Here is a 13,118-nt window from a genome sequence, read left to right as displayed (position 1 = left end):
AGCCTCGGAACCGAAATACCGCCTACTCCCGGCAGATGCGCTTCGACATGATCTGCGAGGCCAACGGGATCGAGCACCGGCTCACCAAACCGAACCACCCGTGGACCAACGGCCAAGTTGAGCGGATGAACCGCACGATCAAGGATGCGACCGTGAAGCGATACCACTACGACAGCCACGATCAGCTCCGCGGCCATATCGCGGACTTCCTGGACGCTTACAACTTCGCCCGTCGTCTCAAGACTCTCAGCGGGCTCACACCCTACGAATACATCTGCAAAATCTGGACTTCAGAGCCAGACCGCTTCATCGTCGATCCGATCCACCAGATGACGGGACTAAACACCTAGTCCCGGAAATTGGCGTTCCCGAAGCTCAAATCCCACTTGCGACGGATCGGGGCCAGAACTTCCAACGCTCTGTTTGAAGCTCCTGGCGACATCTGCGACCTCTTCGATCCACAGGAATGCTGGAACTCCGTCAAGGCTGCTGGATATGCCTCAGGTTAAAAGCAAAACGCTTTAGGATGCAGTGAGCCAGATCACCCGTGGCTTGGGGAACACTTCATGCCTGTGTGATCCAACTAGCCGGACAGGTCGCTCTCATTCTTGATCCGGGCAATGCCGGAATATGGTGCAATGCAGGTCCGGGGGCGATGCTGATGAACTTGGTGCCTGGGGTCGTGCCTTGCTCGAAGGATACGTTCGGCGGCAACAAGCGGCTGACCGCTTTCGGAGATATTGCCGGATGATCTTGCTCTGTGAGTGACGGTGCCATGGCAAGGACAGAGCCGAGCCGCTCAGGTGCATGGAAGACGCCGGAGAGAACTGGCGCATAGATTTTGTTTAAACCGGATCAAGGGGTCCGGCGATGAAAACCGCCCCCGCTCTCCCGCGCAGGGTTTCGGATGCATATGGGCTCGGAATGATCGGGCCTGACTGAATTTTCATTTGAAAGATGCACCCATTGATCGATCCATGGCACAGCGACCAAGACGGGCCTGTCCCCATCACCATACATCGGATCGTGCTGTATTAGCCTTCCATCTCTTCGCAGCGCGATTTCAGAATGGGCAACGCCGCAGCCTCCAGATGGCGGAGCTTCCCACAAGCCTGCGGACATGCAGGCCGGAATGCCCATGTAAGATGGTGCCGCTTGAAGTCTTAGTTTCGCAACAGCCACGCGGTTACATTTCCTGCGCAATCAGCCCGGCCGGGTTGCCTTGGACATTTGACTCCATGATTTGCTGGTATGACCCTTTTCGCTGGAATTGACGTCAGCATGATGAGACATGTTCGTCGCTATCGTAGCCTTTGCGAGAAATCGTATGGATTTCTCATAGAAATCGTACACCGTTCGCCATGGTTACCTCGGCTGCGGACGAGACATGGGGCCTACGCGGCTTGCACCTCCGTTTCGGTCACGTCGGGACCCGCGCCACCGAACTTTCGGATCGCCAGGGAGAGTCCGTGCGCGCTGGTTCGGAGGGTCTGACAGGCGGCAGTGGTTTCCTCGAACATGGTGGCATTTTGCTGCGATACCCGATCAAGGTCACGCAATGCCGCATTGATGTCGTGAACCCCGGTGGCCTGTTCCTCCGACGTTGCGGCGATCGTGCTGATCCGTGTCGTTACAGTTTCGACAGCGGCAATGATCTTTTCCAATGCGTCGCCGGTGTCGTGGACGAGTGTCACCCCCCGCACGATCTGATCGCCGGATTGCGCGATCAAAGTGTTGATCCGGTTTGCCGCTTCCGACGAACGTTGCGCCAGCGCCCGAACTTCGGAGGCGACGACGGCGAAACCACGTCCCGCATCACCGGCGCGGGCGGCCTCCACTCCCGCATTCAGAGCCAATAGATTGGTCTGGAACGCAATATCCTCGATCATGGATGTGATCTTTCGCACCTCTCCTGCCGAAACCTCGATCTCGGCCATCGCGGCGATAGCCTGTCCCATGATCCGCGCGCCTGCTTCCGCTTCGGATCCCGTGGTAACCATGATCGCCTCGGCCTGTCCCGCATCTTCGGCCGTGATACGGATCAACTGCGTAAGCTGTTCGGTCGATCGGCTTATTTCCTCCAGAGTGGCCGCATGACGTTCGGTCCGCTGGGACAGATCCGTGGCTGCGGACGCAATTTCATCTGTTTCGTCCGAAATCGTCAGCGAAACCTGATGTATGTCGGACAAGGCGAATTCGAGAGATTCCAGAGTGCTGTCGAACCTGTCCGCCAGATCCTCGTACCCCTTCGGCAGAGTCCCCGACGTCCGGGACGACAAATCGCCGTCAGCCAGGCGTTCCAAAGCGCGCCGCAAGACCGTGATCGCATTCAGCTGGACCATTCGCTCCTTTTCCTGACGTTCTTCTTCGATCGTGCGCAGTTTCATGGCCTCTGCGTCCAGAGCTTTGGCGCGCTGCCCGTCGATCCGGCTTTGTTCGAGCGCGTTTTCTGCATCCTGCCGTGCGACATTCGCCTGCGTCTGGGCGGTCGTCGCATCGACCAGCGCAGCGGATGCCTGCCGCTCGGCGGTGATGGCCCGCGCCGTGGCCGCTTCGATCTTGGCCTTATCCTTCACCGCAGCATTGACCAGACGCGTTCGTACATGGATCGCAGCGCCGAGCCAGGCGACGTTGATCACGACTGCGGAAACATGGATCAATGTCCGCTGAAGCAGAAGCCATGGGTCTGCGATCGTCGATCCATAGAACAGGGCGGGCATCGCGACTGTTGCCAAGACATGATGGAGCGCAATGGCCGCGGCCGCGATAATGAGAGCGCGAAGATCGACGAGGGCCGCAGTGGCGGCGAGTGCTGCAAAGAAATACAGATGGACGTCCAGTTGCCATGGATGCGCCGCCATCGCGGTCGTCAGAAGCATGACCTGCCCGACCAGTGCCAGCCCCACGGCGATCCGGCCTATACCCTGGTCCAATCTGCGGATGCAGAAGCCGACGAGGGGCAGTGCCATGGACAGCGGGATCAGGACCCACGGCGTCATATCGTTCGCAATCGCCACCATGCCGATCGGAACGGTGCAGGCGAGGCAGGCCAGAAGCGCCAGTTGTGTCGCCTTTTCGCGACTGCGATTCAGGGATTTGTCAGGCATTCGCACCACACATGAAGCCGGGAAGGAGAGCCGCGTCCAACACCATTAGGGCGCCGGAAGCCTTGAGCCTGGACGAAAAGGATGCCGATGGGGAAGTTGCGACAACCCCGAATGGCGATGCGCCTTGGTCGATCAGATATCCACCGGCCGTCGTAACGAGCGACTCGGCTGACGGGCCAAATGGACGGGACAGGACCAGCACGGGAGCCCCCGGCGTGGCACCGGGCAAGACGGCGAGGGTTGCGGCAATACTCGTGATCGGAAACCACAGCAACGCCAGACCGGCAACAAGGGCGCGTTTGTTCATCATGCTGCCGTTGCTAACAGCCGAATCTTTCGGAACGCTTAAGGGGTGCGGCGTCTCTTCAAAGGAATTCCGGGCAATTAACGGGTTCTCAAGGAAGCGGCCCTACAAGACCACCCATGATATTACGATTCCAGATCGCCGCGCTCTGCCTCGGGCTTGTCTTCCTCGGAACGGCCGTGGTTGCCACGCTTCCGATTCCGCAATGACGGCCAGCCATCGCCCAATGACTATGTCGGCGATGAAGTACCCGCCCGCGATCCAGTCCCGATCCGCCAGCGATCCGGACAGGATGTCCAGCAGACGCTTCGCCTCGGCGGCGTACCGGTCGCGGGGCCGGGATCGTGGATGTCCTTACCTGCGAACTTCACGAAATAACCCAACTGACCGAGCATCGGGCCCAGCCCAGCCATCTGCCACATGAGCCATTGCGTGACCCGCGCCTTGTCCGATGCGGTCGCGCCGCCCAGCAGCCTAGTCTTTTCCGACAGATACAAAAGGATTGCCCCGCTTTCCCAAAGCCCGATCGGCGTGCCGTCCGGTCCATCCGGGTCGATGATCGCGGGGATATTGCTGTTGGGGTTCAGCGACAGAACGCGGGCGACTTCACATCCGCATCGGTCAGCGTCACGCGATGCGCCTCGTAGGCCAAACCCATTTCTTCCAGCGCAATGGCGACAGTCACATTCGGTGTCGGAAAGCGGAAAAGCTGTAACCCGGGTTGCATCTTCCGGCCCCCGATGACGTGTGAGCGAAAGGCTGAAAGGTCGGTCATGCGCAACTTCTCGCGTTTTGCCTCTCACCCGATACCCGCTGAAAGCGAAGAAAACGGGTGACTCAGTCGCGAAAACCGACAATGCCTGTGCCCGAATACCCGGACTGCCGGGATTAGCACGATAACGACCAAGCGAGGGACAATATGATAAATGAATTCAAGGATTTCATCGCCAAGGGCAACGTCATGGACCTGGCGGTCGGCATCATCATCGGGGCGGCGTTCACCGCCATCGTCACATCGGTGGTGGGCGATCTGATCAACCCGGTCATCGGCTTGGTCCTCGGCGGTGTCGATTTCACAAGCATGTATGTCGTGCTGTCCGGCGATGTACCCGCGGGTACGGGACTCGAGGCGGCGCGCGCAACTGGCGCGGCCATTTTCGCCTATGGTGCGTTCATCACCGCCTGCATCAACTTCCTGATCATCGCCTTTGTCGTGTTCATGCTGGTCAAGATGGTCAACCGGGTGAAATCCGTGGCGGAGCATCCAGACGACATTGCCCCCGAGGTGAAGACCGGCCCATCCGAACTGGATGTCCTTCTGGAGATCCGCGACAATCTGAAGCGCGGGGCATAATCCGCTCTCCAAGCGTGCAACGGGCCCGCAAGCGCGGGCCCCTTACACATTCGTCAAAGCATTCGCTCAGGCCAGAACGCTGTCCGCGTCGACCGACTCCAGACCCAGGGCTTCGCCCACGGCGGCATAGGTCAGCTTGCCGGCATGGACGTTCAATCCGTTCTTCAGATGCGCGTCATCGGCGCAGGCCTTTTTCCAGCCCTTGTTGGCCAGCGACAACAGGAACGGCAGCGTCGCGTTGCCCAGGGCAAGCGTCGAGGTGCGCGCGACCGCGCCCGGCATGTTCGCCACGCAATAATGCATGATGCCGTCGACCTCGTAGATCGGGTCTTCGTGCGTGGTGGCCTTCGACGTCTCGAAGCATCCGCCCTGATCGATGGCGACATCGACGATCGCTGCACCGGGTTTCATGTGCGACAGGTCCGCGCGCTTGACCAGTTTCGGCGCGGCAGCACCGGGGATCAGCACGGCACCGATCACCATGTCGGCCGCCATCACCAACTCGGCGGTATTGCCGGCGCTGGCGAAGCGGGTCTTGAAGGTGCCGCCGAAGGCATCGTCCAGATAGCGCAGGCGCGGCAGGGAGCGGTCCAGCACGGTGACATCCGCACCCATGCCTGCCGCGATCTTGGCGGCATGGGTGCCGACGACACCGCCGCCGATAACCACGACCTGCGCCGGGCCTACACCGGGAACGCCGCCCAGCAAGACGCCGCGCCCGCCATTGGCCTTCTGCAGGGTCCATGCCCCGACTTGCGGTGCCAGACGGCCCGCAACCTCGGACATTGGCGCCAGCAGGGGCAGGCCGCCTGCACGGTCCGTGACGGTTTCATAGGCGATGCAGGTCGCGCCCGATGCCAGCAGATCATTGGTCTGGGCGGGGTCTGGCGCAAGGTGCAGATAGGTGAACAATATCTGGCCTTCGCGCAGGCGCGCGCGTTCCTCCGACTGAGGCTCCTTGACCTTCACGATCATATCGGCGGTCGCAAAGACCTCCTCGGCGGTGTCGACGATCTTGGCACCGACCGCGAGATATTGTGCGTCGTCGAAGCCCGAGCCGACTCCCGCGTTTGTTTCGACGACCACCGAATGACCATGGGCGATCGCTTCCAGCGCGGCCATAGGCGTCATGCCAACGCGGAATTCCTGCGGTTTGATTTCCTTGGGGCAGCCGATGAGCATCATGTTCTCCCTGAGTTATATGGGCGCGATCATAAGGGTGACGGATTGCATGTATTTCGTTAACACAGGCGTATCAAATCCATCTTGCGCGAATAATTTGCGCTGTTTCATCAAAAACTGGAAATTTCAGCGTGGAGCATCAGATCGACGATACCGACGCCCGTCTGCTGCGCCTGGTGCAGCGGGACGCCCGACTTACTTCGGCGCAACTGTCTGAAAAGTTGAATCTTTCCCCCTCCGCCTGTCATCGGCGCCTGCAACGACTGGAGGCGACCGGCATAATTCACAAAACCGTCGCCTTGCTGAACCCGCGTGCCGTTGGACGCCCCACCACCGTTTTTGTCGAGATCAGCCTCGCGACACAGGCCGATGACGTCCTCGATGCGTTTGAGGCGGCGGTCACGCGTATCCCCGATGTTCTGGAATGCCACCTGATGACCGGGGCCTATGACTATCTGCTCAAGGTCGTCGCGCGCGATTCCGAAGATTTCGCCACCATCCACCGCCGCCATCTGGCGCGGCTTCCGGGTGTGTCCAAGATGCAGTCGTCCTTCGCGCTCAAGACGGTGTTCAAGACGACGGCCTTACCCGTTTAGCCAGCTCAGCCCGCCCATCACCAGCGCACCCGCGACGACTGCCTGAACGACGTCCTTGCGCCAGACGCCGACACCCAGTGCGGCGGCGGATGCAATCAGACGGATCGGGTCCGTTTCGCCGCCCGTCGCGGCGGGCCAGACGATCAGCGGTGCGACCAGCCCCGGCAGGACGGCTACCCCGGTATAACGCAGATGCCGCAACAGCCAGCCGGGCAGGGGCCGGTCGCCGACGATCCCCAGGAACACGAACCGTGTCAGATAGGTCAGCACCCCCAGAGCCGCGATGATACCCCAGACGCCGGGACCTCCGATCTCGACGGGACTCATGTTCTCTGTTCCGTGCCGACGGGTCGCGCCGCAGTCCTGCGCTCGACTTCCGCGCCGGTCATCAAGGCCAGGATCGCGGCCAGTATCAGCCCCAGATTCCACGGCACCCACACCAGTGCCAGCGCCCCAACGACCGACACGAAGGCCGCGGCAACATGCGCCCGCGTCTTCAACAAGGGTCCGACCAGCGCCAGAAATGCCAGCGGCAGCGCGAAATCCAGTGCCCATTCATCCGGCACCCGCGCGCCCAGGACGGCCCCCACGAACGTCGAACCGACCCAGGCGGGAAACACCGGCAGCGCGGTTCCGGCAAAATACGCGACCTTGTCGGCGATGCCCCAATCGACCCGGTCCTCATAGGCACTGACCGACAGCGCATAGGTCTGATCCACCAGGAAATACGCGATCAGTGACCGTTGCCACAGCGGTGCCGCCCCGATGTGCGGCACCATCGCCGCGGAATACATCGCCATCCGCAGGTTCACCGCCAGGGCCGACAGGACGACGATCACCGCTGGCACGCTGTCCAGCATCAGTTGCACGGCGGTGAACTGCGACGCGCCCGCGATCACCAGTACTGAAAAGCCCATGACCTGCGCGATGGGCAGACCCGCCTCCACGCCCAGCACACCGAACAGCGCTCCGAAGGGGACCATGATGACCAGAAACGGCAGCCCTTCGGCCACCCCGCGCCGGAACGGAGACCTTACCATCGCTTGCATCCCTCTCGCGTGACAGACAGGTTGCGATAACTCTCCGTCCGACAGGTCTCAAGTGTCTACGCAAACTCCCTCCACCCTGCGCGTCGCGCCCGACCCGAGTTCTCCGCGTTTGACGCGGGCCGTGACCGGCGTGGACCAGACCGGAGCGTCGATTGGCCTGCGCGTGGTCGAGGAACGCCCGCTGACGATATATCTCAACAGCCGCGAAATCGTCACGGCGATGACCATCGGCGACCACCCGGAATGGCTGGCGCTGGGATTCCTCGTCAATCAGGGAATGGTGCGCGCCGCGGACGAAGTGACGGGCATCGATTACGACGAGGAACTTGAAACCGTTGTCGTCCGCACCGCCGTGGAAACCGACCACGAGGCCAAGCTGGCCCGCGCCACCCGAACCTCCGGCTGTGCCGTCGGCACCGTCTTCGGCGACATGATGGAGGGGTTGGAGGGCCTGACCCTGCCGCCCACTCCGCTGCATGTCCGCGACCTCAATGCGCTGTCGAGCGCCATCAACCGCACGCCGTCTCTCTATCTGGAAGCGGGCGCCATCCACGGCACCTGCCTGTGCCGGGGGCCCGACCCGCTGGCGTATTTCGAAGACGTCGGTCGCCACAACGCCGTCGACAAACTGGCCGGATGGATGCGCGACACCGGCACCGATCCGGCGGACAAGACGCTTTATACGACCGGTCGCCTGACGTCCGAAATGGTGATAAAATGCGCTCTCATGGGGGTTCCGATCCTCGTCTCCCGCTCCGGCTTTACCGCCTGGGGCGTTGAAATCGCACGACAGGTCGGCCTGACCGTAATCGGTCGGATGAAAGGGTCGCGCTTCGTCTGCCTCAGCGGGGAAGGGCGCGTGATATGGGACGCGGAGTGATTGCCGTTCTGCTTGCGCTTGCGGTCCTGTTGCCCGGCCGTGGCATCGCCGGTGACGAACTGCTCCGCCTCCGGCAGGATCTGCGCCCCGTCGACATCGTGATCAATGGATACGGCGCGATGCTTCCCACCGTCGCCGTCACCCAGACCCGGTTTCTGTCGAGTCGTGCCACGGTAAACGTCACAGATTGCCTTCGCGCGGACCTGCCCGGCGCCGTCGTGGTGGACCTCGCGTCCTATGACTGGCCCGGAACCCGGTCGGCCCGCGACCATCAGACCTGTCTGCTTGCCATCTTCAACGCCTTGGGCGACCGCAACTCCATCCGGGCCTGGGTCGCGACCATCGTCGCGCCTCAGGCGCATCCCGGATGCCCGGCCCGCTGGAACGTGGAGGAGGTGTCCGACCTTGGCCCGGCGACCGTGGACATCTGGCGCGGGCGACAAACCATGCCGCTGATCATCGGCGTCATGGACCGCAAGGCGCTGTGGTCCGATACCTTGCGCGCGCCGGTCTACAGCCTGATCCGCACCACCTTCGACGCAGACGACCGCCCCCTTGTCGTCAAGGTCGAGATATTCACCATCGGCGACCGCTACGGATTGCAGCGGTGCCGATGACTCAGCCTCACGGCCTTATCCTCGCAGGGGGGCGCGCAACCCGCATGGGCGGCACCGATGCCAATAACATCGACAAGGGGCGTTTGCTTATCAACGGCACATCCCTCATCGCCCGTGTCATCGGCACCCTCGCGCCACAGGTCGACCGCATCGCGCTGAATGCCAACGGCGACCCGACGCGCTGGGCCGATCTGAACCTCCCGGTCCTGCCCGATACCGCGCCCGACCATCCCGGCCCGCTGGCGGGTGTCCTCGCCGGTCTGGACTGGGCCGCGGCGCTGGGCTGTCCGCATATCGTCACCGCCGCCGCCGACACCCCCTTCCTGCCGCCCGATCTGGTTCCCCGCCTGCTGGCCGCCGCCGGTCCCACGGGTCTGGCACTTGCCGCCACGCAGGAGGGTGCGAAGACCTGGCCGCAACCGACCTTCGGTCTCTGGCCCACCGCGCTGCGCAACGATCTGCGCGCCGCATTGGCCGCCGGTACGCGCAAGATCCTGCACTGGACCGACCGTCATGGCGCGGGCCTCGCCGTCTTCCCCACAACGCCCTGGGACCCGTTCTTCAATGTGAACACCCCCGAAGACCTCGCGCGGGCCGAGGCGATGGCATGATCCTGATGGGCATCATCGGCCACAAGAACGCGGGCAAAACGACGCTCACCGCCGCGCTGGTCACCGAACTCGCGCAGCGCGGGCTGACCGTCAGCACCCTCAAGCACACCCATCACGCCGTCGATCTGGAACAGCCCGGCTCCGACACGCATCGTCATCGCATGGCGGGCGCACGACAGGTGGTGCTTGCCACCGATCAGCGCCTGACCCTGATGGAGGAGGTGTCGGAGCCGACCATCGACCACCTCCTCTCTCGTCTGGCCCCCTGCGACATCGTGCTGGCCGAGGGGTGGAAGCACGGTACCCACCCCCGCCTCGAAGCTTGGCGTCCCGAGACGGGCAAACCCCCGCTCGCCGCCGCCGATACCTCGATCCTCGCCATCGCCTGCACCGGCACCTGCGACCTGCCGCAACCGCGTCTCGACCTGAACGACATTCCCGCCATCGCGGATTTCATATGTTCGACCTGATCCTCGTCGCAGACTGGTCCGCCGCCGCCAGACCCACGGGCAAGACCCCCCGCAAGGATGCAATCTGGGTCTGTGCCGACCTTCAGGGGCGTCAGACCGTCGAATATTTCCCGACGCGCGCGCAGGCCCTGGCTTTCATCGACGACTGGCTGAACCGGGGTCATCGCACCCTTCTGGGGTTCGACTTCGCCATGGGCTTTCCGTCCGGTTTCGCCGAAACCCTGACTGGCGAGCCGACTGCCCTGTCGGTCTGGGACTGGCTGGCCCGACACGTCGAGGACAATGCCGACAATTCCAACAACCGCTTCCACGTGGCCGAAACGATCAACCGTCGCTTTCCCGGCATCGGCCCGCTCTGGGGGCGGCCCGGCACACACGACCATCCCGACCTGCCCGACAGGGGCACCGATCGCCGCGATCACGGGGTCCCCGATCATCGCACGGTCGAGGGCTTCACCCCTTCTGCCCAATCCGTTCTGAAACTCTTCACCACCGGATCGGTCGGATCGCAGAGCCTTCTGGGCTGCGCCGCCCTGTCCGGCCTGCGCGCGCGCCACGCCTCCCTGCGGGTCTGGCCGCAGGAAACCGGTTTTGAACATGTGAAAGATGCAAACCTGCTCGTCGAGATTTACCCCAGCCTCTACGAACCCGCCGATCATCCGATCAAGGACGCCGGTCAGGTCATCGCCACCGCCCGCGCCCTGCGCGCGGCCTCCGCTGATTGGTTCACCGCCCCCGCCAGTCAGCCCGACGCCTCCCGCATCGCCACCGAGGAAGGGTGGATCTTCGGCGTCCTGCCCCCCTCCGACTGCTTTGCCCTGCCGCCGGGAACGGACTGGACGCCGGTCGATGTGGCGCTGGAGACGCTCCGCAGCGGCACGCCCTGCGGGATGGGCCGCGAAACGATCTCGATATACGCATCACCGGGTCGCATCCTCGCCGCCGACCTTGTGGCGACCCGCGCGAACCCGCCGCATGCAAACGCCGCCGTCGATGGCTGGGCCTTCGCCCACGCCACCCTCGCCCCCGGCGGCATCCCGGTCGTTGCGGGCCGATCCGCTGCCGGGCAGCCGTTCGCGGGGTCGATACCACCCGGTCATGCCGTCCGCATCCTGACCGGGGCGGAAATTCCCTCTGACACCGATACGGTTGCCCTTCAGGAAGACGCGCATGTTTCGGATGATCTGTTGTATCTGAAGGCTATCCCGAGGATCGGCGCGAACACCCGCAAGGCGGGCGAGGACGTGGCATCGGGTGATCCGGTCCTGTCGGCGGGCACGATCCTGCGGCCCGGCGACATCGCCGTCGCCATCGCCGCCGGTCACGGCAGTCTGTCGGTTCGCACCCGGTTGAAGGTCGGCGTATTATCGACCGGGGACGAGATCACGCCCCCCGGCAGCACTACCGGCATACCGGACGTCAACCGTCCCATGCTGTTGGCAATGCTCGGGCAATGGGGGCTGGAGCCTGTCGATCTGGGCCATGCCCCCGACGAGGCCGACAGGCTTGCCGCGATACTGGACAAGGCCGGGACCGACGCGATTCTGACCTCGGGCGGCGCATCGGCTGGGGACGAGGATCACCTGTCCCGTCTGATGCGCGACCTTGGCAGCGTCCATCACTGGCGCATCGCGATCAAACCCGGTCGTCCGCTGATGTTGGGACACTGGAACGACACGCCGCTGTTCGGTCTGCCCGGCAACCCGGTCGCGGCCTTCACCTGCGCCGCGCTCTTCGCGCGTCCGGCGCTTTTGCAGATGGCGGGGGCCGGGTGGCGGGAGCCGCAGGCAATCACCGTTCCGGCGGGCTTCGCCAAGCGCAAGAAGGCAGGGCGCCGCGAAGTTCTGCGCGCCCGGCTGAGGGGCGGTCAAGCCGAGATCTTCCGCTCGGAAGGGTCGGGTCTGGTATCAGGGCTCAGTTGGGCCGAAGGCTTCGTCCTGCTGCCCGACGGCGCGGTGACGGTCGAACCGGGCGATCCGGTCCACTACATCCCGTTCAGCGAACTCGGACTGGGCTGAACGTCCGCCCCGGATCACCCGCAGATCACCCATGGATCACCCGTCGATACCGTTCACCTTCGCCACGAAGTCCACAAGGTGCGGAACATAGTCCTCGGGCCCGTCGCCACCGGTGTTCACGGCCATCGCATAGCTGTTCTTGACCGCGCCCTGGACCGGGTTGGCAACGCCCGACCCATCCGCCATCGCAGCCAGATATGCCATGTCTTTCAAGGCGTTGGTCAGGGTGAACTTATGCGCCTCTCGGTTGCCTTCGACGGCATAGCCCATGAACGTCTGGTAGAACCCGCAGTCCATCCGGCTGCCCCGAATGACGCTGTCGAACATGGCGGTGCCGACGCCGGATTTCTCGGCCAGGGCCAGTGCCTCGGCATAGATCGCGCCATAGCCCATCGCCAGAAAATTGTTCAATAACTTCATCTTATGCCCGGAACCCGGCCCGCCGATGCGGACAATGGCCTTGGCCCATGTACCGATCACCGGCTCGACCCGCGCAAAGACATCTTCATCCGCACCGACCATCGCCGCCAGCTCGCCCGTCGCGGCCTGCGCCGGGGTGCCGCCCAAGGGGGCGTCGACCCAGTCAATCCCGGCGGTTTCAGCACTTTGCGCCAGTTTCTCGGTCGAGACCGGGTTCGAAGTAGAGCAATCGACGATCACGCCCCCCTTGGCCATGTTCGCCAACAGGACGTCCACAACCGCCTCGACCTGCGGCGAACCGGGGGCACAGATGTGGACGATATCCGAAGCCCGCGCCAACTCGGCCAGATCCGCCGCCTCGGTCGCGCCCCTGGACACCAGATCGTCGACCGGGCCGCGATTGCGATGCGCGACCACCGTCAACGGATGACCCGCCGCCATCAGGTTGGACGCCATGCCATGACCCATCAGGCCGACACCCACGAAACCGATCTTTTCCATATTTTCCCT

The 13,118-nt window shown here is 63.4% G+C and carries 14 protein-coding genes and 1 pseudogene; 8 read left to right on the top strand and 7 right to left on the bottom strand.

Annotation, left to right across the window (positions count from 1 at the left end; all coding sequences use genetic code 11):
- Positions 1–350: integrase core domain-containing protein (locus BMY38_RS16825; RefSeq protein ID WP_139204732.1), on the top strand; the 350-nt coding region annotated here is incomplete at its 5' end.
- Between the two features lie 1,044 nt (positions 351–1,394).
- On the opposite strand, the gene BMY38_RS16820 is transcribed toward BMY38_RS16825, so the two are convergent.
- The 3 genes and pseudogenes from BMY38_RS16820 to BMY38_RS18505 all read right to left on the bottom strand — a co-directional run.
- Complete coding sequence (locus BMY38_RS16820) at positions 1,395–3,107, bottom strand: methyl-accepting chemotaxis protein (RefSeq protein ID WP_092765024.1); 1,713 nt, start codon at positions 3,105–3,107, stop codon at positions 1,395–1,397.
- On the bottom strand, positions 3,100–3,417 hold the full coding sequence (locus BMY38_RS16815) for a hypothetical protein (RefSeq protein ID WP_092765022.1): 318 nt from the start codon (positions 3,415–3,417) through the stop codon (positions 3,100–3,102). Before BMY38_RS16815 ends, BMY38_RS16820 begins: the two co-directional genes overlap by 8 nt.
- 207 nt (positions 3,418–3,624) lie before the next feature.
- Positions 3,625–4,186: pseudogene (locus tag BMY38_RS18505) on the bottom strand (glutathione S-transferase N-terminal domain-containing protein); the annotation flags it as partial.
- 144 nt (positions 4,187–4,330) lie between these two features.
- Between BMY38_RS18505 and mscL the strand changes: the two are divergent.
- Positions 4,331–4,765 (top strand): large conductance mechanosensitive channel protein MscL, encoded by a 435-nt coding sequence (mscL, locus tag BMY38_RS16805; protein WP_092765020.1) that lies wholly within the window; start codon positions 4,331–4,333, stop codon positions 4,763–4,765.
- Positions 4,766–4,831: 66 nt separating this feature from the next.
- On the opposite strand, the gene ald is transcribed toward mscL, so the two are convergent.
- A complete protein-coding gene (ald, locus tag BMY38_RS16800; protein ID WP_092765017.1) occupies positions 4,832–5,947 on the bottom strand; it encodes an alanine dehydrogenase in 1,116 nt (371 codons plus the stop codon).
- Between the two features lie 131 nt (positions 5,948–6,078).
- Here ald and BMY38_RS16795 point away from each other — a divergent pair, with 131 nt between their 5' ends.
- Complete coding sequence (locus BMY38_RS16795) at positions 6,079–6,543, top strand: Lrp/AsnC family transcriptional regulator (protein ID WP_175495930.1); 465 nt, start codon at positions 6,079–6,081, stop codon at positions 6,541–6,543.
- Here the strand turns inward: BMY38_RS16795 and BMY38_RS16790 are convergent.
- Together BMY38_RS16790 and BMY38_RS16785 are read right to left on the bottom strand one after the other, a co-directional pair.
- Entirely contained in the window at positions 6,532–6,870 is a 339-nt protein-coding gene (locus tag BMY38_RS16790; RefSeq protein WP_092765015.1) for a branched-chain amino acid transport AzlD family protein, read from the bottom strand. The two genes, BMY38_RS16795 and BMY38_RS16790, sit on opposite strands and share 12 nt — an antisense overlap.
- Positions 6,867–7,583: an AzlC family ABC transporter permease gene (locus tag BMY38_RS16785; RefSeq protein WP_245737662.1), complete on the bottom strand. Its 717-nt coding sequence runs from the start codon at positions 7,581–7,583 to the stop codon at positions 6,867–6,869. The genes BMY38_RS16790 and BMY38_RS16785 overlap by 4 nt, the downstream gene beginning before the upstream one ends.
- Before the next feature lie 61 nt (positions 7,584–7,644).
- Here BMY38_RS16785 and BMY38_RS16780 point away from each other — a divergent pair, with 61 nt between their 5' ends.
- Genes BMY38_RS16780 through BMY38_RS16760 form a run of 5 tightly spaced genes read left to right on the top strand, consistent with a single transcriptional unit; the run spans position 7,645 to position 12,188 of the window.
- Entirely contained in the window at positions 7,645–8,472 is an 828-nt protein-coding gene (locus tag BMY38_RS16780) for a formate dehydrogenase accessory sulfurtransferase FdhD (protein WP_092765011.1), read from the top strand.
- Entirely contained in the window at positions 8,457–9,089 is a 633-nt protein-coding gene (locus BMY38_RS16775; RefSeq protein WP_092765009.1) for a hypothetical protein, read from the top strand. The genes BMY38_RS16780 and BMY38_RS16775 overlap by 16 nt, the downstream gene beginning before the upstream one ends.
- Positions 9,086–9,700, top strand: coding sequence for a molybdenum cofactor guanylyltransferase MobA (mobA, locus tag BMY38_RS16770; protein ID WP_092765062.1), 615 nt, complete (start codon positions 9,086–9,088; stop codon positions 9,698–9,700). Before BMY38_RS16775 ends, mobA begins: the two co-directional genes overlap by 4 nt.
- Positions 9,697–10,170 (top strand): molybdopterin-guanine dinucleotide biosynthesis protein B, encoded by a 474-nt coding sequence (gene mobB / locus BMY38_RS16765; protein ID WP_092765008.1) that lies wholly within the window; start codon positions 9,697–9,699, stop codon positions 10,168–10,170. The genes mobA and mobB overlap by 4 nt, the downstream gene beginning before the upstream one ends.
- Positions 10,158–12,188, top strand: a complete 2,031-nt coding sequence (locus BMY38_RS16760) for a molybdopterin-binding protein (protein WP_092765006.1) — start codon at positions 10,158–10,160, stop codon at positions 12,186–12,188. Before mobB ends, BMY38_RS16760 begins: the two co-directional genes overlap by 13 nt.
- A 36-nt stretch (positions 12,189–12,224) precedes the next feature.
- Here BMY38_RS16760 and BMY38_RS16755 read toward each other — a convergent pair whose 3' ends face one another.
- Complete coding sequence (locus tag BMY38_RS16755) at positions 12,225–13,109, bottom strand: NAD(P)-dependent oxidoreductase (RefSeq protein ID WP_092765060.1); 885 nt, start codon at positions 13,107–13,109, stop codon at positions 12,225–12,227.
- Between the last annotated feature and the right edge of the window lie 9 nt (positions 13,110–13,118).

The organism is Jannaschia helgolandensis (assembly GCF_900109285.1).
In the GTDB taxonomy this organism is placed as follows: Bacteria; Pseudomonadota; Alphaproteobacteria; order Rhodobacterales; family Rhodobacteraceae; genus Jannaschia; species Jannaschia helgolandensis.
Note: the sequence above shows the minus strand (reverse complement) of the source record. Positions and strands in the feature narration are given on the sequence as shown.

What these genes read in the sequence shown, in the direction of transcription:
- BMY38_RS16820 (WP_092765024.1), bottom strand. Translation starts at nt 3,107, where the DNA reads ATGCCTGACAAATCCCTGAATCGCAGTCGCGAAAAGGCGACACAACTG.
- BMY38_RS16815 (WP_092765022.1), bottom strand. Translation starts at nt 3,417, where the DNA reads ATGATGAACAAACGCGCCCTTGTTGCCGGTCTGGCGTTGCTGTGGTTT.
- mscL (WP_092765020.1), top strand. Translation starts at nt 4,331, where the DNA reads ATGATAAATGAATTCAAGGATTTCATCGCCAAGGGCAACGTCATGGAC.
- ald (WP_092765017.1), bottom strand. Translation starts at nt 5,947, where the DNA reads ATGCTCATCGGCTGCCCCAAGGAAATCAAACCGCAGGAATTCCGCGTT.
- BMY38_RS16790 (WP_092765015.1), bottom strand. Translation starts at nt 6,870, where the DNA reads ATGAGTCCCGTCGAGATCGGAGGTCCCGGCGTCTGGGGTATCATCGCG.
- BMY38_RS16785 (WP_245737662.1), bottom strand. Translation starts at nt 7,583, where the DNA reads ATGGTAAGGTCTCCGTTCCGGCGCGGGGTGGCCGAAGGGCTGCCGTTT.
- BMY38_RS16775 (WP_092765009.1), top strand. Translation starts at nt 8,457, where the DNA reads ATGGGACGCGGAGTGATTGCCGTTCTGCTTGCGCTTGCGGTCCTGTTG.
- mobA (WP_092765062.1), top strand. Translation starts at nt 9,086, where the DNA reads ATGACTCAGCCTCACGGCCTTATCCTCGCAGGGGGGCGCGCAACCCGC.
- mobB (WP_092765008.1), top strand. Translation starts at nt 9,697, where the DNA reads ATGATCCTGATGGGCATCATCGGCCACAAGAACGCGGGCAAAACGACG.
- BMY38_RS16760 (WP_092765006.1), top strand. Translation starts at nt 10,158, where the DNA reads ATGTTCGACCTGATCCTCGTCGCAGACTGGTCCGCCGCCGCCAGACCC.
- BMY38_RS16755 (WP_092765060.1), bottom strand. Translation starts at nt 13,109, where the DNA reads ATGGAAAAGATCGGTTTCGTGGGTGTCGGCCTGATGGGTCATGGCATG.